24 protein-coding genes are annotated in these 20327 nt (G+C 68.4%); 20 read left to right on the forward strand and 4 right to left on the reverse strand.

What is annotated here, in order from left to right; all coding sequences use genetic code 11:
- The first annotated feature begins 8 nt into the window (after positions 1-8).
- Complete coding sequence (locus ABL308_09485; protein ID XBQ15187.1) at positions 9-1466, forward strand: M20/M25/M40 family metallo-hydrolase; 1458 nt, start codon at positions 9-11, stop codon at positions 1464-1466.
- Positions 1467-1476: 10 nt separating this feature from the next.
- Here the strand turns inward: ABL308_09485 and ABL308_09490 are convergent, their stop codons facing one another.
- Together ABL308_09490 and erpA are read right to left on the reverse strand one after the other, a co-directional pair.
- Positions 1477-2154: a nitroreductase gene (locus tag ABL308_09490; protein XBQ15188.1), complete on the reverse strand. Its 678-nt coding sequence runs from the start codon at positions 2152-2154 to the stop codon at positions 1477-1479.
- Positions 2155-2180: 26 nt separating this feature from the next.
- Positions 2181-2519, reverse strand: a complete 339-nt coding sequence (erpA, locus tag ABL308_09495; GenBank protein XBQ15189.1) for an iron-sulfur cluster insertion protein ErpA — start codon at positions 2517-2519, stop codon at positions 2181-2183.
- 97 nt (positions 2520-2616) lie between these two features.
- Here erpA and ABL308_09500 point away from each other — a divergent pair, with 97 nt between their 5' ends.
- The 19 genes from ABL308_09500 to ABL308_09590 all read left to right on the forward strand — a co-directional run bounded on the left by ABL308_09500 (position 2617) and on the right by ABL308_09590 (position 18237).
- Positions 2617-3786, forward strand: a complete 1170-nt coding sequence (locus ABL308_09500; protein XBQ15190.1) for a deoxyguanosinetriphosphate triphosphohydrolase — start codon at positions 2617-2619, stop codon at positions 3784-3786.
- Positions 3787-4262: 476 nt separating this feature from the next.
- Positions 4263-5126 (forward strand): SPOR domain-containing protein, encoded by an 864-nt coding sequence (locus ABL308_09505; GenBank protein XBQ15191.1) that lies wholly within the window; start codon positions 4263-4265, stop codon positions 5124-5126.
- On the forward strand, positions 5123-6142 hold the full coding sequence (gene nagZ / locus ABL308_09510) for a beta-N-acetylhexosaminidase (GenBank protein ID XBQ15192.1): 1020 nt from the start codon (positions 5123-5125) through the stop codon (positions 6140-6142). Before ABL308_09505 ends, nagZ begins: the two co-directional genes overlap by 4 nt.
- Positions 6143-6961 (forward strand): ScpA family protein, encoded by an 819-nt coding sequence (locus ABL308_09515; GenBank protein ID XBQ15193.1) that lies wholly within the window; start codon positions 6143-6145, stop codon positions 6959-6961.
- Positions 6958-7722: an SMC-Scp complex subunit ScpB gene (gene scpB, locus ABL308_09520; protein XBQ15194.1), complete on the forward strand. Its 765-nt coding sequence runs from the start codon at positions 6958-6960 to the stop codon at positions 7720-7722. Before ABL308_09515 ends, scpB begins: the two co-directional genes overlap by 4 nt.
- A 100-nt stretch (positions 7723-7822) precedes the next feature.
- The gene (locus tag ABL308_09525; GenBank protein XBQ15195.1) at positions 7823-8113 is read left to right on the forward strand and encodes a BrnT family toxin; all 291 of its coding nucleotides are present in this window, start codon (positions 7823-7825) and stop codon (positions 8111-8113) included.
- Entirely contained in the window at positions 8073-8348 is a 276-nt protein-coding gene (locus ABL308_09530) for a BrnA antitoxin family protein (GenBank protein XBQ15196.1), read from the forward strand. Before ABL308_09525 ends, ABL308_09530 begins: the two co-directional genes overlap by 41 nt.
- Positions 8349-8462: 114 nt before the next feature.
- Positions 8463-8708: a Sec-independent protein translocase TatA gene (locus ABL308_09535; protein ID XBQ15197.1), complete on the forward strand. Its 246-nt coding sequence runs from the start codon at positions 8463-8465 to the stop codon at positions 8706-8708.
- A gap of 3 nt (positions 8709-8711) precedes the next feature.
- A complete protein-coding gene (tatB, locus tag ABL308_09540; GenBank protein XBQ15198.1) occupies positions 8712-9191 on the forward strand; it encodes a Sec-independent protein translocase protein TatB in 480 nt (159 codons plus the stop codon).
- A gap of 2 nt (positions 9192-9193) precedes the next feature.
- Complete coding sequence (tatC, locus tag ABL308_09545) at positions 9194-9991, forward strand: twin-arginine translocase subunit TatC (protein XBQ15199.1); 798 nt, start codon at positions 9194-9196, stop codon at positions 9989-9991.
- 353 nt (positions 9992-10344) lie between these two features.
- Positions 10345-11616 (forward strand): serine--tRNA ligase, encoded by a 1272-nt coding sequence (gene serS / locus ABL308_09550; GenBank protein XBQ15200.1) that lies wholly within the window; start codon positions 10345-10347, stop codon positions 11614-11616.
- A 165-nt stretch (positions 11617-11781) separates the two neighbouring features.
- Positions 11782-12564 carry a 5'/3'-nucleotidase SurE gene (gene surE, locus ABL308_09555; protein XBQ15201.1) on the forward strand — a complete coding sequence of 261 codons (783 nt, stop codon included), beginning with the start codon at positions 11782-11784 and terminating at the stop codon, positions 12562-12564.
- The gene (locus tag ABL308_09560; GenBank protein ID XBQ15202.1) at positions 12561-13202 is read left to right on the forward strand and encodes a protein-L-isoaspartate(D-aspartate) O-methyltransferase; all 642 of its coding nucleotides are present in this window, start codon (positions 12561-12563) and stop codon (positions 13200-13202) included. Before surE ends, ABL308_09560 begins: the two co-directional genes overlap by 4 nt.
- A gap of 116 nt (positions 13203-13318) precedes the next feature.
- Complete coding sequence (locus tag ABL308_09565; GenBank protein ID XBQ15203.1) at positions 13319-13717, forward strand: DUF6491 family protein; 399 nt, start codon at positions 13319-13321, stop codon at positions 13715-13717.
- Between the two features lie 77 nt (positions 13718-13794).
- On the forward strand, positions 13795-14712 hold the full coding sequence (locus ABL308_09570) for a M23 family metallopeptidase (protein XBQ15204.1): 918 nt from the start codon (positions 13795-13797) through the stop codon (positions 14710-14712).
- Positions 14713-14789: 77 nt separating this feature from the next.
- Complete coding sequence (gene yajC, locus ABL308_09575) at positions 14790-15146, forward strand: preprotein translocase subunit YajC (protein XBQ15205.1); 357 nt, start codon at positions 14790-14792, stop codon at positions 15144-15146.
- A gap of 51 nt (positions 15147-15197) precedes the next feature.
- Positions 15198-16829, forward strand: a complete 1632-nt coding sequence (gene secD / locus ABL308_09580) for a protein translocase subunit SecD (GenBank protein XBQ15206.1) — start codon at positions 15198-15200, stop codon at positions 16827-16829.
- 12 nt (positions 16830-16841) lie between these two features.
- Positions 16842-17876: a protein translocase subunit SecF gene (secF, locus tag ABL308_09585; GenBank protein ID XBQ15207.1), complete on the forward strand. Its 1035-nt coding sequence runs from the start codon at positions 16842-16844 to the stop codon at positions 17874-17876.
- Complete coding sequence (locus ABL308_09590; protein XBQ15208.1) at positions 17866-18237, forward strand: Mth938-like domain-containing protein; 372 nt, start codon at positions 17866-17868, stop codon at positions 18235-18237. The genes secF and ABL308_09590 overlap by 11 nt, the downstream gene beginning before the upstream one ends.
- Before the next feature lie 260 nt (positions 18238-18497).
- Here ABL308_09590 and purB read toward each other — a convergent pair whose 3' ends face one another.
- Positions 18498-19802, reverse strand: a complete 1305-nt coding sequence (gene purB, locus ABL308_09595) for an adenylosuccinate lyase (GenBank protein XBQ15209.1) — start codon at positions 19800-19802, stop codon at positions 18498-18500.
- Positions 19799-20320: a Rid family hydrolase gene (locus ABL308_09600; protein ID XBQ15210.1), complete on the reverse strand. Its 522-nt coding sequence runs from the start codon at positions 20318-20320 to the stop codon at positions 19799-19801. The genes purB and ABL308_09600 overlap by 4 nt, the downstream gene beginning before the upstream one ends.
- Positions 20321-20327: the final 7 nt, after the last annotated feature.

The raw sequence follows: 20327 nt of genomic DNA on the forward strand, positions 1-20327 counted from the left end.
AGCCCGCCATGACGCCGACCCTTCGCGCTTTCACCGCCGCTTTCGCGCTGGGCGGGTTCGCCGCCGCGCCGGCGCTGGCCCAGGACCCGGTCCTGCCGGACGCGGCGATGATCGCCACCGCCGAGCGGCTGAAACAGGCCGGGCTGGAGAGCGACCTCGCCTACGAGATCACCGAGGACCTGACCACCGAGATCGGCCCGCGCCTGGCCGGCACGCCGCAGGAGGCGCGCGCCCGGGACTGGGCGGTGGAGATGTTCGAAGAGTTGGGGTTTGAAAACGTCCGGGTCGAGGAGTTTCCGCTCGATCTGTGGACCCGCGGGCGCTCGATCTATGAAGAGGTCGCGATCACCGCGCCCTTCCCTCAGCCGCTTTACGCCACCTCGCTGGGCGGGGCGTCGGCCACGCCCGAAGGCGGGCTGGACGCCGAAGTGGTGTTCTTCGACAGCTATGACGATTTCATCGCCTCCGACGACAGCGCCGACGCGCTTCAAGGCAAGCTGGTCTTCATCAACGACCGGATGACCGCCGCGCGCACCGGCGAGGGATACGGCTGGGCGAACCGCAAGCGCACCCAGGCCTGGCACCAGGCCGAGGATCGCGGCGCGGCGGGCGTTCTGATCCGCTCTGTCGGCACCAGCTCGAACCGTTTCGCGCACACCGGCATGATGAGCTTCCCCGACGATCGCCGGCCCGAAATCCCTGCGCTCGCGGTCTCAGCGCCCGACGCCGACCAGATCGAACGCATCGCGCAAAGCGGCGAGACGCTGCGCATCCGGCTTAAGACCTATGCCGGCTGGCGCGGCGAAGTGGTGAGCGGCAACGTCATCGCGGAGATTCCCGGCGCCGAAGCGCCCGAGGAAGTCGTGATCATCGGCGCGCATCTCGACAGCTGGGACACCGGAACCGGCGCGCTGGACGACGGCGCGGGGGTGGGCATCGTCACCGCTGCGGCCAGGCTCATCGCCGAACTGCCCGAGCGGCCTCGGCGGACCATTCGCGTGGTGCTGTTCGGCGCCGAGGAGGTGGGGCTGGTCGGCGCGCGCGCCTACGCCAACGCACGCATGGCCGACGGCACGGTCGGAAACCACGTCATCGGCTCTGAAAGCGATTTCGGCGCGCGCGAGGTCTGGCGCTTCTCCACCAATGTGGGCGATCACGCGCTGCCCTATATGGACGCGGTGGGCCGCACGATCGCCGATCTGGGGATCATCCGGGGCGGCAACGAGTCCGGCGGCGGCCCGGACATGATCCCGCTGGCCTTCATGGGCGTGCCGATGGCCCGGCTCGACCAGAACGGCGAGGACTATTTCGAATTCCACCACACTCCGAACGACACGTTCGACAAGATCGTGCCGGAGGAGATGGCCCAGAACGTCGCCGCCTGGGCGGCCTTCACCTGGATGGTCGCCGACACCGATCTCGACTTCCGCCCGCAGCCGGACGCCGAGGCCGCGCCCAGCCAGTAGGGCGTTCGGTCTAGAACCCCTCGAAGCGGGCGAATTCGTCCACGGGCGCGCGCTTGGTGCGCAGCTGATTGACGGCCGCGTCGGGATCGGCGCGGCCGATCGCCATGCCGCAATAGACGATATAGGGCGCCTCCACCCCGATCGCGTTCGCCACGGTCCTGCAGTGCGGGGTCCAGGCTTCCTGCATGCAGGAGGCCAGGCCCCGGGCTTCGGCCGCCAGCGCCACGCTCATCATGAACATGCCCAGATGCGCCCACTGGTTCTGGTTCATGCGCTCGTCGATGGCGAAGAACAGCCCCGTCGGCGCGCCGAAGAACTCGTAGTTCTGCATCAGCCAGCTGAGCCGCGCGCCCTTGTCCTCGCGCGGCACGCCCATCAGCGCATACATGTCCTCGCCCACCTCGAACCGGCGCGAGCGGTAAGGCTCCCACAGCTTTTCGGGATAGACGGGGAAGTCCGCCTCGTTGGTGAAGGGATCGGTCTCGAGCTTCTTCTTCACAGCGTCGATGACGCGCTGACGCGCCTCGCCTGCGACGGCGACCACCTTCCAGGGCTGCACGTTGCCGCCCGAGGCCGCGCGCCGGGCGATATCCAGAATGTCGCGAAGATCGGCCTCGCTCACCGGATCGGGCAGGAAGGCGCGCGTGGAGATGCGGCGCGCAAGCGCCTCGTCGACGGTCAGGCTCATGATCCCCCCGGAAGTGCTCTGAAAAACTAGATCGAAAAACTCGTCCCGCAGCCGCAGGCGGCGGTGGCGTTGGGGTTTTTGATCTGGAAGCTCGCCCCGATCAGCTCGTCGACATAGTCGATGACGGAGTCTTTCAGGAACTCCGCGCTCATCGGATCGACCAGCACGGTGGCGCCGGCGTTCTCGATCTTGAGATCGTCGGGCTCGGCGCTGTCGGCCATGTCGTACTGGTAGGAGAAGCCCGAGCAGCCGCCCCCGACCACGCTGACGCGCAGATAGGCTTTCTTCTGCGCGGCCATGATCTGTTTGATCTGCGCGGCCGCGCTGTCTGAAAGGGCGATGTTGGCGTCTGTCGTCGTGGTCATGGCGCGCTCGTCCTGCGGCGGGGTTCGCGTTTTCTGCAATTCACTATATGGAGCGCCTGCAACGCGGTTGCAAAGCCCTACGGTCCACGGAGCTTACATGGCGCGCGCCCCTTACGCCTGCGATCCGGCAAAAACACGCGGCCGGCGCTTCTCTCAGCCCGAGAGCGCGATGCGCACCGCGTTCCAGCGCGATCGCGACCGGATCATCCATTCCTCCGCCTTTCGGCGGCTGAAGGAGAAGACCCAGGTCTTCGTCGCCCATGAAGGCGACGCCTACCGCACCCGGCTGACCCATTCGCTGGAAGTCGCCCAGATCGCGCGCACGCTGGCCCGCGCGCTCGACGTTGACGAGGATCTGGCCGAGGCCGCCGCCCTGGCCCACGATCTGGGCCATCCGCCTTTCGGCCATAGCGGCGAGGACGCGCTGCAGGACGCCATGGAAGGCTATGGCGGGTTCGATCACAACGCCCAGACCCTGCGGGTGATCACCAAGCTCGAAACCCGCTATCCTGAGTTCGAGGGGCTGAACCTGGCCTGGGAGACGCTGGAAGGCGTGGTCAAACATAACGGCCCGCTGATGCGCGCAGGCGAGGACCCAGCCGTGCTGCCCTGGGGCTTTCGCGCCTATGACGGCTGGGAAGGGCTGGAGCTTCACACCCATGCCGGGGTGGAGGCCCAGATCGCCGCGCTGAGCGACGACATCGCATACAACAATCACGACATCGACGACGGGCTGCGCTCGGGGATCCTCGAGCTCGACCAGCTGATGGACCTGCCGCTGGTGGGCGAGGCGTTCCGGCGCTCGCGCGAGCGCTTCCCGGACATCAGCGAGGACATCCTCATCCACGAAGCGGTGCGCGAGATGATCGGCGCCATGGTCGCCGACGTGCTCGACGAGACCCGCCGGCGGCTCAAAGACAGCGGCGCGGACAGCCCCGAAGCGGTGCGCGCGCTGGACGCGCCGGTGGTGAGCTTTTCCGAGTCGATGACCGAGAAGCTCGCCGCGGTCCGGCGTTTCCTCTATGCGAACATGTACCTGCACTACAAGGTCAAGCGCATGAAGGAGAAGGGAAAACGCGTCGTCCGCGATCTCTTCGCCGCCTTCCTGGGCGATCCCATGCTGCTGCCCACCGCGCTCTATGTGCAGTGCGACGGGCCGAAGGGCGAAGCCACGGCGCGCGTGGTCTGCGACTACATCGCCGGCATGACCGACCGCTACGCCGTGGAGGAGCACCGCAAGCTCTTCCATGTGGAGGGATGGCGGTAGGCCTCGCTCGTAATTCCCTCCCCCTTGTGGGGAGGGTGGATCGGCGCATAGCGCCGAGACGGGTGGGGGGAGCGCCAGCGTCTGCAGGTTTCAGCGCTCTACGATCCTCACCCCACCCCCGGCCTGCGGCCGGACCCTCCCCGTCAAGGGGAGGGAGTTGCGTTTCGGCCTTAGGTTCCGACGTTTCCGAGATCGCGACGCCTAACTCCCTCCCCCTTAGTGGGGAGGGTGGGCCGGCGCGCAGCGCCGGGTCGGGTGGGGGAGCGCCGGCGTCTGCAGAAGCTGGCGCTCTACGATCCTCACCCCACCCGCCCGCTTCGCAGGCACCCTCCCCATCAAGGGGAGGGAGTTGCGCTGGCCGTTTCAATTTTCCTGTGGACTTCATATGCCCCGCAAGGGCGCGCGCGGGCGAAAGCCTTGTTAAGGTGCGCACCGAAGCGCTGGGCCGAATCGGTCCGAACCGTCGGGAGCGATGGATGAGCGAGGACAGCCGTTTGGGGGCCTACGCCCCGCCGCCGGACGATTACGAGACCTTCGACGCGCGCGACGCCGAGCAGGATCGGCGCGGCTGGCTGTTCCTGGCTGCGGCCGGCGTGGTCTTCGCCCTGTTCGTCGCGGTGGTCTGGAACACCTTCCAGCTCGGGGTGCGCGAGCGCTCCGACAGCCCGGTGATCGCTGCGGACGCCGAACCCTATCGCGTCGCGCCGGACGATCCGGGCGGCTATGAGACGCCCGATCAGGACCTCACCGTGCACGAGCTGCGTTCCGGCGAAGCCGCCGCCGGCCGCGACGCAGAGCCCGCTCCGGCGCGCGCCTCCCGCGAGGAACCGGTCGATCCGCCCGCCCGCGAAATGCCCGAGGTGCGTATCGAGACCGCCGACGCCGACGAGCTCGACGATCCCGCCCCGGCGGACACCGCGCCGGCCGAGACCGAGCCTGCGCCGGCCGAACCGGCGCGCACGATCGAAGACGTCATCGCCGAGCGCGAGGCGCGCCGCGCGGCCGAGCCTGAAGCCGAGCCCGTCGAACCCGCCCCGGCCTCTGAACCTGCCGCGCCCGAACCTGCGCCGGCGCCCGCCGCGACGGTTCAGGGCGACTGGGTCGCGCAGATCGCCGCCTTCCGCTCCGAAGCCGACGCAGAGGCGGGCTGGACCAGCTTCGTGCGCCGCCTGCCGCAGCTGGCCGAGGGGCGCGCTGCGGACATCCAGTACGCAAATCTGGGCGATCGCGGCGTGTTCTACCGGCTGCGCGTGGCGGGCTTTCAGACTCGTGAGGCGGCGGCGTCCTATTGCGCCCAGCTGACTGCGGCGGGGCAGGCCTGCCTGGTGGCGCGCCGATGAGCGCGGCGGTCATCTACGGCTTCGAGGGCGAAAAGCTCACCGCCGACGAGAAAGCCTTCTTCCGCGACGTCGATCCGTGGGGCTTCAACCTCTTCAAGCGCAATATCGACCGGCCCGGACAGGTGAAGGGGCTGGTGGACTCCCTGCGCGATCTTCTGGGCCGCGAGGTTCCGGTCTTCGTCGATCAGGAAGGCGGCCGCGTGCAGCGCTTCCAGCCGCCGGTCTGGCGTCAGGCGCCCGCTGCGGCGCGCTTCGGAGAGCTCTGGGACCGCGAGCCCGAGCTGGCGCTCGAAGCGGTCCGGCTGAACCACCGCCTGCTCGGCCATGAACTCAAGCAGCTGGGCGTGGACGTCGACTACGCGCCGTGCCTGGACGTGCCGGTCGAAGGCGCTCACGGCGTCATCGGCGACCGCGCCTTCCACACGAAGCCCGACCCGATCGCGGCGATGGGGACGGCGGCGCTGCAGGGCCTGCTCGATCAGGGCGTGCTCGGCGTGATCAAGCACCTGCCCGGTCACGGCCGGGCGGGGGTGGACAGCCATTACGAGCTGCCCGTGGTCGACGCCGAGGAGGAAAGCCTCGTCATGACCGATTTCGCCGCCTTCAAGGCGGTGAAGGGCGCGCTGATGGCGATGACCGCCCATGTGGTCTACACCGCGATCGATCCTGACGACTGCGCGACGGTGTCCGCTGAAGTCATAGGCCGGGTCATCCGCGGCCATATCGGGTTCGACGGTCTTCTGATGACCGACGACCTCTCCATGAAGGCGCTGGGGGGGAGCTTCCGCGAACGCTCGGAGCGCGCGCTGGGCGCAGGCTGCGACATGCTGCTTCACTGCAACGGGGTGATGGCCGAGATGGTCGAGGTCGCCCACGCCGCGCCGCGGCTCGATCATCAGGCGCTGAAGCGCGCCGACGCCGCACTGGCCGCGCGCCGGCCGGCGGACGATTTCGATCCGGACCAGGCCGTGACCCGGCTCGACAAGCTCTTCGCCGAGGCGAAGCTGGAGGTGTAGGTGGCCGGTCTGTTCGACGGGTTCGAGGAGGACGAGGCCTTCGGCGCCGCCGGCGAGGCGGGCGAGGGCGAGACCCTCGTGCTCGACATCGGCGGATGGGAAGGCCCGCTGCACCTGCTGCTGGCGCTGGCGCGCAAGAACAAGATCGACCTTCTGGTGGTCTCCATGGTCGAGCTCGCCGACCAGTATCTCGCCTTCGTCGAGACCGCGCGAGAAAAGCGCCTCGATCTGGCGGCGGAATATCTCGTGATGGCGGCCTGGCTCGCCTATCTGAAATCCCGGCTTCTGCTGCCAAAGCCCCGGCCCGACGACGACGAGCCCGAGCCCGAAGAGATGGCCGCCGCGCTCGCCTTCCGTCTCAGACGCCTCGAAGCGATGCGCGCGGCGGCCAGGGCGCTTTACGCAAGGCCGCTTCTGGGCCGGGACGTCTTCATGCGCGGCGATCCCGAGGGCGTGCGCAGCGTGAAGACCCCCGCCTACGAGGCCGAGCTCTACGACCTTCTCAAGGCCTACGCCGCCCGGCGCGAGCGCCAGGCCTTCCGCACCTATCAGCCCGAGACGCCGAAGGTTTATTCGCTGGAGCAGGCGCGCAAGCGGCTGACGCTGATCGCCCGGTCGCTGCCGGGCTGGGAACGGTTCGACACGCTGCTGCCCGATCCCGGCGAGCTCGGCCCCGACGCGCCGGGCCTTGAGAGCGTGACGGCGAGTTCGCTGCTCGCCGCGCTCGAGATCACCAAGGACGGCGCGGTCGAGATGCGCCAGGAAAAGACCTACGCGCCGATCTTCCTGCGCGGGGCGAACACGGAGAGCGAGGCGTGAGCGAGGACGACCGCGATCCGATCGGCGAGGCGATCCGCGCCCTGCGCGAACAGGCCGAAGCCCGGCCCGCCGGAGACGACGGCCCGCCGGGCGTGCGCCTGGCGATCGACAACGACGCCGAGCTGGTGCGCATGGCCGAGGCGCTGCTCTTCGCCGCGACCGAGCCGCTCGACATCGACACGCTGCGCACGCGCCTGCCCGAGGACGCCGACGTGCGCGCCGTGCTCGCCGCGCTGAAGGCGAAGTACGAGCATGCCGGCGTGAACCTCGTCGAGACAGGCGGGCGCTGGGCGTTCCGCACCGCGCCTGATCTCGCAGGCCTTCTGAAGACCGAGCAGGAAGAACCGCGCAAGCTGTCGCAGGCCGCGCTCGAGACCCTCGCCATCATCGCCTATCACCAGCCGGTCACCCGCGCGGAGATCGAGGAGATCCGGGGCGTGGCCGTCTCCAAGGGCACGCTCGATCAGTTGCTCGAGATGAAATGGATCCGCATGCGCGGCCGGCGGCGCAGTCCCGGCCGGCCGGTGACCTACGGCACCAGCGACGCCTTCCTGGATTATTTCGGCCTGGCCGGGGTGTCCGACCTGCCCGGCGTCTCCGACCTCAAGGCGGCGGGGCTGTTGTCCAATCGTCTGCCGCCGGACTTCGCGGTCCCCAGCCCCGGCGCGATCCCGGGCCAGGAAGAAGACCTCTTCTCCGAGGAGGAGGCCGCCCAGTTCCATGTCGACTTCCTGGAAGGCGAAGACCCCGACGAAGACTGATGTTCGCCTGAGGGGGGGGGAATCGTATAGCATTTCGCCCCGGGCGGGCGAGCGCCTTGCTCTGCGCGCCGACTTATTGTATGTACAAAAAGTCGGGTCGATGCCGATCTACGAATGGGACGAAGCCAAGCGGGCGCAGAATCTCGCAAAGCACAAGGTCGATTTCTCGGCCGTACGAGGCATGGACTGGCGGCAAGCGATTTCCGACCCGCAGTTTCGGGAGGGTGAAACCCGTTTCATCACCGTCGGGCCGATCGGTGATCGGCTGCATTGCCTCATCTGGACGTGGCGGGACGAGAATGTTCGCGTGATTTCGCTGCGCAAAGCGAATTCGAGAGAGGAGCGCGCCTATGACATCGCGACCCAGGAAACTGATCAGCCCGACCCCTGAAGAGGACGAGGAGATCAATCGCGGCATCGCGCTCGATCCCGACACGCGTGAAATGACGCTCGAAGACATGCGTCGCGGCTTTCGTGGCCGCCCGCCTCTGCCGCCGTTTCAGAAGAAGGTGCGCGTGCAGATCCGGCTCGATCCCGAGGTGGTCGAGGAGGCCAAGCGCCGGGCGCCGGAGGGCTACACCACCTTCATCAACGCCACCCTGCGCGAGGCGTTCGGCCTGGACTGAGCGCGGCGGCTCTGCGCAAGGCGGGCGAGCCCGATGGATTATCGGGGCGCGATCGCTTACATGTGGGGCGCACGTTACGGCTCCGCGCGCCGCGCGGTCTACGGGAGAGGCGACATGGGTCCGCATTGGACAGGCATTCTCATCGTGGCGATCCTGCTGCTCGTCCTGTTCGGCGGGCGGGGGAAGATCTCCGCGCTGATGGGCGACATGGCCAAGGGCGTCACCGCCTTCCGCAAGGGCCTCAAGGACGACGAGGCCGACGAAGGCGACAAGGACAAGGACGCCCGGCGCGAGGCGCTGGGGTCTGACGCGACATCCGAGCCGCAGGCGCGCCGCGAGGACGAGCGCGCCGGGAGCTAGGCGATGAACCCGGGCATCGGCGCGCCGGAACTTCTGGTCATCGCGATCATCGCGCTGGTCGTGGTCGGTCCCAAGGACCTGCCGCTGATGGTGCGCCGTGTGGGCCGGTTCGTGGGCAAGATGCGCGGGCTTGCGCGCGAGTTTCAGAGAAGCTTCGACGAGCTGGGCCGCGAGGCCGAACTCGCCGAGATGAAGCGCGAGATCGAACAGCTCAAGCGCAACAACCCGATGGGCGAAATTCGCCGCGAGTTCGAGGCCGCCGAATCCGAAACCCGCGCCGCCGCCGAGGACCGGCCTCATCCCCGGGTCAAAAAAGACGCGCCGCTGAAGGGCGAGCCGCTGAAATTCGGCCCCGCCGCCGAGGCCGGCGACGCAGCGTCAGCGCCGCCGCAGGCCAAGGCCGAACCCGCCGCCGACACGCCCGATCTCGACCAGCTTTCGGGCTCGATCGAAGACCCTGAACCCACCAAGAAGACCGGCTGACCATGGCTGAAGGCGTGGACGAGGAAGACGAGGTCGAGGCCTCGCGCGCGCCGCTGATGGCCCATCTGGAGGAGTTGCGCACGCGGCTCGTCTGGTCGCTGGCCGCCATCGCGGTCGGGTTCGCGATCTGCTTCGTCTACGCCGAGTGGATCTACAACGTGCTGCTGGTCCCGTTCGAGGACGCGGCCCGGCAGGTGCGCGGCGAGGATCTCGAGCTGCAGCTCATCTTCACCGCCCCGCTCGAATTCTTCTTCGTCAAACTCAAGCTCGCTTTGTTCGGCGCGATCGCGCTGGCCTTCCCGGTGATCGCCTATCAGGTCTGGGCCTTCGTCCGGCCCGGCCTTTACAAGAACGAGCGGCTGGCCTTCGCGCCCTTCCTTCTGGCGAGCCCGGCGCTGTTCGCCGCCGGCATGGCGTTCGTCTATTACGTGATCCTGCCCTTCGTGATGAGCTTCGCGCTGGGCCAGGAACAGCTCGGCGCGGACGGCCGCGCGCAGATCCAGCTGCTCACGCGGGTCAGCGAATATCTGAACCTCGTCACCACGCTGGCGCTCGCCTTCGGGATCAGCTTCCAGTTGCCCGTGCTGCTCTCGCTGCTGGGCAAGGCGGGGATCCTGACGAGCGGGGATCTGATCCGCTTCTGGAAGTTCGCGCTGGTCGGCATCGCCGCCTTCGCCGCCTTCGTCACCCCGCCCGATCCCATCAGTCAGATCTTCCTGGGCGCGGCCATGTTCGGGCTTTACGGGATTTCGATCCTGGCCGTGAAGCTGGTCGAGCGGAAGGAAGAGCCCGAAGAGTGACGCCCGCCCCCACTCCCTCCCCTTGATGGGGAGGGTGTCCGCCGGGCCGGCAGGCCCCGGAAGATCGTCGAGCGCCGAGACATGAAGGCGCTGGCGCTCCCCCACCCGACCCGGCGCTTCGCGCCGGCCCACCCTCCCCACAAAGGGAGAGTGAGTAAGACGCTTCAGTATCGCCAACCGCAACTCCCTCCCCTTGATGGGGAGGGTCCGCCCGAAGGGCGGGGGTGGGGTGAGGATCGAAGAACGCCGACCCGTAACAGACGAGCATAAGAGAGCCTCCCCGGTTGCCGCGACCGGCGCGCCCGCGTATCACCGCGGGCGTGATCCGCCCCTGATTTTCGAGCCCTTCTCCCATGCACGACATCCGCCTCATCCGTGACGAGCCGGCCGCCTTCGACGCGACGATGCAAAAACGCGGTCTGGAGCCGCAGGCCCAGCGCCTGATCGATCTGGACGCCCGGCGCCGGGAGGCGACGACGAAGCTTCAGGAGGCCGAGACCCAGCGCAACGCGAAGTCCAAGGAGATCGGCAAGGCCAAGGCCCAGGGCGACGAGGACCTGTTCAACAGCCTGCGCGCCGAGGTCGAGCGGCTGAAAGCCGAGATGGAGCGCCTGGCCGAGGAAGAACGCACCGCGACGGAAGTCCTGAACCAGCACCTCGCCGCTCTGCCCAACAGGCCGATGGACGACGTGCCCGAGGGCGAGGACGAGACCGGCAACGAGGAAGTCCGCGGCTGGGGCGAGCCGCGCGCGTTCGATTTCGACATCGCCGACCACGTCACCGTGGGCGAGCGCCTGGGGCTCGATTTCGAGCGCGCCGCGGCGATGTCGGGCGCGCGCTTTGCGGTGCTGCAAGGTCCGCTCGCCCGGCTCGAACGCGCGCTGGGACAGTTCATGCTGGACGTGCAGACCGAAGAGCACGGCTATCGCGAGACTTCGGTGCCCTACATGGTGCGCGACGAGGCGGTGTTCGGAACCGGGCAGCTGCCGAAATTCTCCGAAGATCTGTTCCGCACCACCGACGACCGCTGGCTCATCCCCACCGCGGAAGTCCCGCTCACAAACATGGTCCGCGACGCGATCCACGCCGAGGGCGACTTCCCGCTGCGCATGACCGCGCTGACTCCGTGCTTCCGCTCCGAAGCGGGCTCTGCGGGGCGCGACACGCGCGGGCTCATCCGCATGCACCAGTTTTTGAAGGTCGAGCTCGTCTCGATCACCACGCCCGAGCAGTCCGAGGACGAGCTCGAGCGCATGACCGGCTGCGCGGAAGAGATCCTGCGCCGGCTGGAGCTGCCCTACCGGGTGATGCTGCTGTGCGCGGGCGACATGGGGTTCGGCGCGCGCAAGACCTACGATCTCGAAGTCTGGATGCCCAGCCAGGACACCTATCGCGAGATCAGCTCGTGCTCGAATTGCGGGGACTTCCAGGCCCGGCGCATGAACGCGCGCTTCCGCCGCGAGGGCGAGAAAAAGCCCGACTTCCTGCACACGCTGAACGGTTCGGGCCTGGCGGTCGGCCGGGCGCTGGTGGCGATCCTTGAAAACCACCAGAACGCCGACGGCTCGGTGACGATACCTCAGGCGTTGCGGCCGTATATGGGCGGGGTTGAGAAGATCGGCTAGCGCGGGCGCGATGTCCTCCCCCGCTTGCGGGGGAGGTGTCTTCCCGGCCTCTAGCCGGGAAGACGGAGGGGGCGGCGCAGCCCCGACGACGGCGCAGCCCCCCTCGGCCCTTCGGGCCACTCCCCCCGCACGCGGGGGGAGACACCGCGACATCGGGATACAGCGATGAAAAACCCCCGCATCCTCATCACCAATGACGACGGCGTTCACGCGCCGGGGCTCGAAGCGCTCGAGGACATCGCCGCCTCGGTGTCCAACGACGTCTGGGTGGTCGCGCCCAGCGACGAGCAGTCGGGGATGAGCCGGGCGCTGACGCTGAACGCGCCTCTGAGAGTGAGCCGGTTCGGGGAGAAGCGCTTCGCGGTGTCGGGCACGCCGACCGACTGCGTGCACATGGCGGTGCACGGCCTGATCGAGGGGGCTGCGCCCGATCTGGTGCTGTCGGGGGTGAATTCCGGGCAGAACATCGCCGAGGACGTGACGTTCTCCGGGACGGTGGCCGGCGCCATGCAGGGCACGCAGCTGGGGATCCCCTCGATCGCCTTCTCGCAGGCCTACGGCTTCGAGGGGCGGGCGAAGATCCGCTGGGAGACCGCGCGGGCTCACGGCCCGGCCGTGCTGAAAAAGCTGCTGGAGACGCCCTGGAGCGAGAACACGCTGATGAACGTGAACTTCCCCGATCGCGCGCCTGACGACGTCGCCGGCCTCGAGGTGACCGTGCAGGGCGTGCGCGACCAGACGATCCTGCGCGCCGAAAAGCGCACCGATCTCAGGGGCCGGGACTATTACTGGCTGGGCTTCACCGGCAAGAAGTCCGACCCCGCCGTCGGCACCGATCTCAGGGCGATCTATGACGGGCGGATCTCGATCACCCCGCTGCATCTCGATCTCACCCGGCACGACGCGCGCGAGCGTCTGAAAGACGCGTTCAGGGATTTCAGGCCGTGACCGCAGACACCCGCGTCATTCAGCTGGTCATGGCGCTCAGGACCGCCGGGATCTCCGACAAGGCGGTCCTGGGCGCGATCGAGCGCACGCCGCGCGACCTGTTCGTGCCCGAGAGCTTCGCCGATCAGGCCTATCAGAACCGGCCGCTGCCGATCGATTGCGGCCAGACGATCTCACAGCCCTTCGTGGTCGCCGCGATGACCCAGGCGCTGAAGCTCGACGACCGGTGCAAGGTGCTCGAGATCGGCACCGGCTCGGGCTATCAGGCCGCCGTGCTCGCAAGGCTCGCACGCCGGGTCTACACCGTGGAGCGCTACCGGACGCTGGCCAAGGAGGCGGAGGCGCGCTTCGCCCGGCTCAGGCTCACCAACATCGTGCCGCGCATCGGCGACGGCGCGAAGGGCTGGCCCGAACAGGCGCCGTTCGACCGGATCATCGTCACCGCAGCCGCGAGCGAGCGGCCCGACGCGCTGCTCGCCCAGCTCAAGCCTGGCGGGATCATGGTCGCGCCGGTCCAGAACGGTCAGGTCCAGACCCTGATGCGCTATGTCGCCGATGAGGCGGGAGACGCCAGCGAAGAAGCGCTGTTCGACGTGCGCTTCGTCCCGCTTGTTCCCGGCGCGGCGAAAACCTTGTAAGTTAAAGAGATCGGGCGGGGGCGCCGCACCGGAACCCGACCGGTTCTGGCGGTGTTGGTGCTGTAGTTGTGAGCTATGCCGGATCGTTCGGTCCGGCAAACCAGAAGGAGCGCGACATGCTTCGCAAGATCTCCATCCTCTCCGCCGCCCTTTTCTTTCTGTCCGCCTGCGCCGCAGGCATGGACGCCGAGATGACGCCCGCCGCCGCCGAGCGGCTTGCCGCCTTCACCATGACCGGCGAAGCGGACAACTGTCTGAGCCTGCGCCGGATCGACGACATCACTCCGCTCGACGACCGCTTCTGGCTCGTCGAGACGACGTCAGGCGCGTTCTATCTCAACGAGGTCAGCGCGGGCTGCAACGGCGCAGCGTCGGGCTTCACCTTCCTTCAGTACGACACGCCGACCGGTCAGCTCTGCGACGGCGAGATTGTCCGGGTGTACGACAATAACGCCGACATCCTGCGCGGCTCGTGCGCGCTGGGCGAGTACCAGCGCCTCGTTCCGAACCGCTGATCTCACGGTCAACGCGCGGTTAACGCTCGCGGGGCGATGATGGTGTGTGAACGTCCATCCGTCCCGCGAGGCCGCCCGTGATACGCGCGCGTTTCCTTGTCTCTTCGCTGTGCGCCGCTCTGGCGCTGAGCGCGTGCGCCTCCGGCCCGCGCGAGCCTGCGCCCGTGGTGCGCGGCGCCGGCGTCGAGCCGTCGTGCCAGGGCGGGGTGACGGTGCAGCGCGGCGACACGCTCTACTCGATCGCCCGGGCCTGCGGGACGAGCGTCGAGGACATGGCGCGCGCGAACGGCCTCAGAGCGCCTTACGACATCAGCCCGGGCCAGCGGCTGACCACGCCGCGCCCGCCGGTCTACACGGTGCGCCGGGGCGACAATCTCTATCGTGTCGCGCTCGCCCACGACATGACGGTCGAGGAGGTGGCGCGGCTGAACGGCCTGCGCGCGCCCTACACCATCTATCCCGGACAGGAGATCGTGGTGCGCGGCGAGCCGCGCGCCTATGCCCGTACCGACGACACGCCGCCTCCTGACACCCGTCCAGCACCGGGCCCGAGGCCCACGCCGCGCCCCGCGCCGCAGCCTGCGCCCCAGCCCGCCCCGGTCACCCAGGTCGCTTTCCAGTGGCCGGTGGACGGTGCGGTGGTCGGCCGGTTCCGGCAGGACGGCGAGCGGCTGGACGGCATCCGCATCGCCGCGCGCGTCGGCCAGCCCGTACACGCCGCTGCGGACGGCGAGGTGGTCTATGCGAACAACGAGATTCCCGATTACGGCCAGCTCGTCCTGATCAAGCATTCCGACCGGCTGGTCACCGCCTACGGGCTCAATTCGCGGCTGCGCGTGCAGCAGGGCCAGACCGTGCGCGCGGGCGATCACATCGCCGACGCCGGCGTGGCGCGGGCGGACGGCGAGGGCGTTCTGCATTTCGAGATCCGGCGCGGGGTGACGCCCATCGATCCGCTGACGCTGCTGCCGCGGCGTTCCGGTGCGGATTCGTGACCTACCTGCACTTGTTGCAACGGCGCCGCGCCCCGATATAGTCGCGCGACTCATCAACCGGGATCGACGGAGCCGACATGTTTTCTGGGACCGAGAGCGTTTTCATCGCCGCCGCGGGCGGCGGCGGGCTGGGCTACATGCTCATTCAGCTCGCGCCGTTTCTGCTGATCTTCGTGGTCTTCTACTTCCTGCTGATCCGTCCCCAGCAGCAGCGCATGAAGAAGCATCGCGAGATGATCGACAGCCTGCGCCGCGGTGACGAAGTGGTCACCCAGGGCGGCGTGATCGGCAAGGTCACCAAGGTCACCGATACTGAAGCCACGGTCGAGATCGCCGAGGGCGTGCGGGTGAAGGTCGTCAAGCCGACCATCACCGAAGTGCGCACCCGGACCGAACCGGCCAACGACAAGTCCGAACCCAAGGACGGCCAGTAGGAGCGCGGGCCCGGCGGTTTCAGTCGGGCCGGTTCTTCGGGCCGAGGTCACATGCTCTATTTCTCTCCGTGGAAGACGGCGCTCGTTCTCGCCGTCTGTCTGATCGGTCTTCTGTTCAGCCTGCCCAATTTCGTGCCGGCCTCGCAGCGTCTCAACGATGCGGGCGAGCCGGTCGGTGTGTGGACGGTGCTGCCCCACCAGACGATCAATCTCGGCCTCGACCTCAGGGGCGGCTCGCACCTGGTGTTCGAGGTGGACATGGAGCAGGTGCGCGAGGAGCGGCTCTCCGACCTCGCCGACGACGTCCGTACGGCTTTCCGCCAGGACCCGCCCATCCTCTCCGCCCCGCCGTCGGTGGTGAACGGGGAGGTGGTGGTGCGCCTGTCGCGGCCCGAGGACATGGAGCGTGCGCTCGAGCGGCTCGACGAGATCAACGAGCCGATCACCAACGCGCAGGGCCAGCAGGGGCTGGGCCAGACGCTGACGATCCGCCGCGGCGAGGACGACCGCACCATCCGCGTCGACATCACCGAGGCGGCGCTGGAATCCATCCGCCAGCGCACGGTCGCCCAGTCCATCGAAGTCATCCGCCGCCGCATCGACGCGACAGGCACGACCGAACCCACCATCGCCCGGCAGGGCGAGGACCGGGTGCTGGTCCAGGTGCCCGGTGAAAGCGATCCGCAGCGCATCATCGATCTGGTCGGCACGACCGCGCGCATGACCTTCCACATGGTCGAGGCGAACGTGAACCCCGGACCTGACGGCCAGGCGCGGACGCCGCCGGGCGTGATGATCCTGCCCACCGACGATCCCGGCGAGCCCTTCCTGGCGGTGCAGAGCCGCGCGCTGGTGACCGGTGAGCAACTCGTCAGCGCCAGCCAGAGCTTCAACGAAGCCGGACAGCCGGCGGTGAGCTTCCGGTTCAACCAGTCCGGCTCGCTCGCCTTCGGCGACGCCACCGCGCAGAATGTCGGCCGCCGCTTCGCCATCGTACTCGACGACACGATCATCTCCGCGCCGCGCATCCGCGTCCCGATCCTGGGCGGTTCGGGCCAGATCGACGGCGGCTTCACCGTGGAGACCGCCAACGATCTCGCCAACATGCTCAACGCTGGCGCGCTGCCCGCCGAGCTGTCGCCGATCGAGCAGCGCACGGTGGGTCCGGGCCTCGGTCAGGACTCCATCGATCGCGGCCAGACCGCCATCCTGATCGGTTTCGCGCTGGTCATTGTGTTCATGCTGTTCGCCTACGGGTTCTTCGGGATTGTCTCGACCGTGGCGCTTCTGGTGAACGTGCTCTTGCTGCTCGGCGCGCTGTCGGGCCTGCAGGCGACGCTGACCCTGCCCGGCATCGCCGGCATCATCCTGACGATCGGCATGGCGGTGGACGCCAACGTGCTGATCTTCGAGCGGGTGAGGGAGGAGTACAGGCTCGGGCGAACCATCGCCAACGCCATCGAGGCGGGCTATGCGCGCGCCCTGTCGGCGATCCTGGACGCCAACATCACCACCTTCATCGCCGCCGCGGTGCTTTACATGCTCGGCGCCGGTCCGGTGCGCGGCTTCGCCGTGACGCTGGGCATCGGCATCATCACCTCGGTGTTCACCGCCTTCGTGCTCTCGCGCCTGATGATTTCCATCTGGCTGAGAACCGCGCGGCCGAAATCGCTGGCCATGTAAGGGCCTGAACCCATGAATCTCGCGCTCGTCCGCTTCATCCCGACCGACACCGACTTCCCGTTCATCAAGATGCGGGTCGGCGCCTTCGTGGTTTCGCTCGCCCTGATGCTGGCTTCGGCGGCCGCCTTTTTCGGCATGGGCCTCAATTTCGGCATCGATTTTCGCGGCGGCACGCTGATCGAGATCCAGACCGAAGGCCCCGCCGATCTCGGCGCGATCCGGTCCGAACTCGGCACGCTGGGCCTGGGCGACGTCCAGGTGCAGGAATTCGGGGCCGAAGACGCCGTGCTGATCCGGGTGGAGACGCTCGATCAGGCCGGCGGCCAAGCTGTTTTCGAACAGGCGCAGGCTCAGGGCCTGGCTCTGCCCGAAAGCCGGGTGCGGGACGGCGTGGAAGACGATGAGGCGGCCCAGCAGGTCGTCCGCGAAGTGATCCAGGCGCGGCTGGATTCCGCGTTTGAGAACATCGACTACCGCCGTGTGGAAGTCGTCGGTCCTCAGGTTTCCGGCGAGCTGGTCGTTGCGGGCACGACCGCGGTCGTCGTCGCGCTCTTCCTGATGCTGGTCTATATCTGGTTCCGCTTCGAGTGGCAGTACTCGGTCGGCGCGGTACTGGCGCTGGTCCACGACGTGGTCGCCACGATCGGGTTTTTCGCGATCACCCAGCTCGAGTTCAACCTCTCCACCATCGCCGCGATCCTGACCATCGTGGGCTATTCGATGAACGACACGGTGGTGGTCTATGACCGGATCCGGGAGAAGTTCAGGAAGTACAAGACCCGGCCCACGCCGGAAGTCCTGAACATGGCGATCAACAAGACGCTGTCGCGGACGATCCTGACCTCGGGCACCACGCTCGTGGCCATCGTGGCGATGGCGGTGATCGGCGGCCCCGCGCTTCAGGGCTTCGCTCTGGCGCTGATCTGGGGCGTGGCGATCGGGACCTATTCCTCGATCTTCGTCGCGGCGCCGCTGCTGACGCTCACCGGCGTGAAGCGCGAAAGCGGCGAAGAGGGTGATAACGCCCTCGTCGACAATGCGCCGTAGGACCCAGCCCGCCTACGCCGTGCCGCCCATCGACGCGTTCGGCGACGGCGGGTTCCGCGTCGCCGGCGCGCGCAAGGACGGCTCGATCCTGATCGTGGACGGCGCGCCCCGGCCCTGGCAGGCCGATCCCGCCGCGCTGACCGCCGCGGATTTCAAGGTGTTCCTCGACCGCCCCGACAGGCCGGACATGGTCGTGCTGGGCACGGGGCCGGCTCTGAAGCATCCTCCGGTAGAGGTTCGCAAGGCCTTCCGCGAGGCCGGCGTGGGTCTCGAAGCGCTCGACACCGCCACGGCCTGCCGCACCTACAACCTGCTCGCCGGCGAAGCCCGCCGCGTCGGCGCGGCGCTGGTGGCGGTTTAGGCGCGAACCCCTGAATTCCCGGCCGGACCCCGGACCTGATCCGGGGGGAGGGCCGGGACCTGTCGCAGAATAAGGCGCTCTATGATCCTTCCCAGGGCCTGCCGGCCCGTTCGCCGCCATCAATCGATCCACGGGATCGATTGATGGGCTGCGCGCACCGGCGCTCACCCCTACCCGTCCGCTATGCGGACACCCTCCCAATCAAGGGGAGGGAGTTGGGTTGAGCTTCATGCCCTGACGTTTCCGAAAGTGCGGCGTCTTCACGTCGTCCCGAACACCCGTTCGAAGATCGTGTCGACATGCTTGAGGTGATAGGCCTCGTCGAAGCAGGCTTCGATCTGGGCCTCGGAAAGGAAGCCGCGCACGTCGGCGTCCGCTTTGAGGTGCTCGACCAGCTGGCCGCCTTCGTCCCAGGTCTTCATGCCGTTGCGCTGAACGAGGCGGTAGCCGTCCTCGCGGCTGGCGCCGGCCTGGGTCAGGGCGAGCAGGACGCGCTGGGAATTATGAATGCCGCCATAGGCTTCGAGGTTTTCCCGGCAGCGGTCGGCGTGCACGATGAGGCCCTCGACCATGCCCGCAGCGCGATGCAGCGCGAAGTCGAGATGAACCACGGCGTCCGGTCCGATGCCGCGTTCGACGCTGGAGTGGGAGATGTCGCGCTCGTGCCAGAGGGCGACGTTTTCCATGGCCGGGACGACCGCGGAGCGTACGAGGCGGGCGAGGCCGGTCAGGTTCTCGGTCAGGATCGGGTTGCGCTTGTGGGGCATGGCCGAGCTGCCCTTCTGCCCCTTGGAGAAATACTCCTGCGCCTCGCGCACTTCGGAGCGCTGCAGATGGCGCACCTCGACGGCGAGGTTCTCGATCGAGCTGGCGATCAGGGCCAGGGCGGCGAAAAACTCCGCATGCCGGTCGCGCGGGATCACCTGGGTGGAGATCGGCTCGACCGCGAGGCCGAGCTGTTCGGCGACATGGGCCTCCACGGACGGATCGACGTTCGCGAACGTGCCCACCGCGCCGGAGATCGCACACGTCGCCACCGCCTCGCGCGCCCGGACCAGCCGTTCGCGCCCCCGGGCGAACTCGGCGTAGAAGCGCGCGAATTTCAGGCCCATCGTGGTCGGCTCGGCGTGGATGCCGTGGCTGCGGCCGATGCAGACCGTGGTCTTGTGCTCGAAGGCGCGGGTCTTCAGCGCGGCGAGGAGCCGGTCGACGCCCTCGAGCAGCAGGTCCGCGCTTCGGGTCAGCTGCACGGCGAAACATGTGTCCAGAACGTCGGAGCTGGTCAGTCCCTGGTGGACGAAGCGCGCCTCCTCGCCGACGAGTTCAGCGAGATGGGTGAGGAAGGCGATGACGTCGTGCTTCACCTCGCGTTCGATCTCGTCGATGCGCTCGACGTCGAACGTCATGTCCTTGGCTTTCCACACCGCCTGAGCGGCCGCCTTGGGCACCACGCCGAGCTCGGCGAGCCGGTCGGTGGCGTGCGCCTCGATCTCGAACCAGATGCGGTACTTGGTCTGCGGCGACCAGATCTCTTCGGCCTGCGGGCGGGTGTAGCGGGGGATCATTCGGTCTCGGTTCCGGTCTGCGGCTGGGCCGGCCGGAGGGCCAGCACGGTGAGGGAGACCCGCGCGCCGGGCGCGGGCAGGGCGCTGACGCCCACGATCGTGCGCGCGGGCGCGGCGGGCTGGAGCCGGGTCGCGAAGCTGCGCCGCCAGGCGCGCGCAACGGCCTCGGTGTCGAGGCTTCCGTCCGGCTCCGCGACGAGGTGGACGGTGACCTGCGCCACATCGCCCAGGCCGAGGCCCTGCTCGGCGAGCGCGTCGGAAAGCAGGCGCAGCGCCGCGCCGGTCTGGCTTTCGACATCGCCGCTGACGCTCCCGTCCTCGCCGGCGGGCGGCAGGATCTGCGACAGGGCGATGATCTCGCCGCCAAGCACGCGGGCGGGCGTGTGCGGGCCGAGCGGCGAGGTGAGGGCCGGCGTCGCGGCGGGTGTCTGCGAGGCGGTATCGCTTTCGCGGTCAGGCTCGGCGCAGGCGGCGAGCAGGCCGATGATGGCGGCGGCGATGAGGCTGGCTCGGATCATGTCCGTC

It is taken from the genome of Oceanicaulis sp., from assembly GCA_040112665.1.
Classification (GTDB): Bacteria; Pseudomonadota; Alphaproteobacteria; order Caulobacterales; family Maricaulaceae; genus Oceanicaulis.

Bases quoted from the DNA above. Each gene is read 5' to 3' on its own strand.
- ABL308_09485 (XBQ15187.1), top strand. From the start codon at position 9: ATGACGCCGACCCTTCGCGCTTTCACCGCCGCTTTCGCGCTGGGCGGG.
- ABL308_09490 (XBQ15188.1), bottom strand. From the start codon at position 2,154: ATGAGCCTGACCGTCGACGAGGCGCTTGCGCGCCGCATCTCCACGCGC.
- erpA (XBQ15189.1), bottom strand. From the start codon at position 2,519: ATGACCACGACGACAGACGCCAACATCGCCCTTTCAGACAGCGCGGCC.
- ABL308_09500 (XBQ15190.1), top strand. From the start codon at position 2,617: ATGGCGCGCGCCCCTTACGCCTGCGATCCGGCAAAAACACGCGGCCGG.
- ABL308_09505 (XBQ15191.1), top strand. From the start codon at position 4,263: ATGAGCGAGGACAGCCGTTTGGGGGCCTACGCCCCGCCGCCGGACGAT.
- nagZ (XBQ15192.1), top strand. From the start codon at position 5,123: ATGAGCGCGGCGGTCATCTACGGCTTCGAGGGCGAAAAGCTCACCGCC.
- ABL308_09525 (XBQ15195.1), top strand. From the start codon at position 7,823: ATGCCGATCTACGAATGGGACGAAGCCAAGCGGGCGCAGAATCTCGCA.
- ABL308_09530 (XBQ15196.1), top strand. From the start codon at position 8,073: ATGACATCGCGACCCAGGAAACTGATCAGCCCGACCCCTGAAGAGGAC.
- ABL308_09535 (XBQ15197.1), top strand. From the start codon at position 8,463: ATGGGTCCGCATTGGACAGGCATTCTCATCGTGGCGATCCTGCTGCTC.
- tatB (XBQ15198.1), top strand. From the start codon at position 8,712: ATGAACCCGGGCATCGGCGCGCCGGAACTTCTGGTCATCGCGATCATC.
- tatC (XBQ15199.1), top strand. From the start codon at position 9,194: ATGGCTGAAGGCGTGGACGAGGAAGACGAGGTCGAGGCCTCGCGCGCG.
- serS (XBQ15200.1), top strand. From the start codon at position 10,345: ATGCACGACATCCGCCTCATCCGTGACGAGCCGGCCGCCTTCGACGCG.
- surE (XBQ15201.1), top strand. From the start codon at position 11,782: ATGAAAAACCCCCGCATCCTCATCACCAATGACGACGGCGTTCACGCG.
- ABL308_09565 (XBQ15203.1), top strand. From the start codon at position 13,319: ATGCTTCGCAAGATCTCCATCCTCTCCGCCGCCCTTTTCTTTCTGTCC.
- yajC (XBQ15205.1), top strand. From the start codon at position 14,790: ATGTTTTCTGGGACCGAGAGCGTTTTCATCGCCGCCGCGGGCGGCGGC.
- secD (XBQ15206.1), top strand. From the start codon at position 15,198: ATGCTCTATTTCTCTCCGTGGAAGACGGCGCTCGTTCTCGCCGTCTGT.
- secF (XBQ15207.1), top strand. From the start codon at position 16,842: ATGAATCTCGCGCTCGTCCGCTTCATCCCGACCGACACCGACTTCCCG.
- ABL308_09590 (XBQ15208.1), top strand. From the start codon at position 17,866: ATGCGCCGTAGGACCCAGCCCGCCTACGCCGTGCCGCCCATCGACGCG.
- purB (XBQ15209.1), bottom strand. From the start codon at position 19,802: ATGATCCCCCGCTACACCCGCCCGCAGGCCGAAGAGATCTGGTCGCCG.
- ABL308_09600 (XBQ15210.1), bottom strand. From the start codon at position 20,320: ATGATCCGAGCCAGCCTCATCGCCGCCGCCATCATCGGCCTGCTCGCC.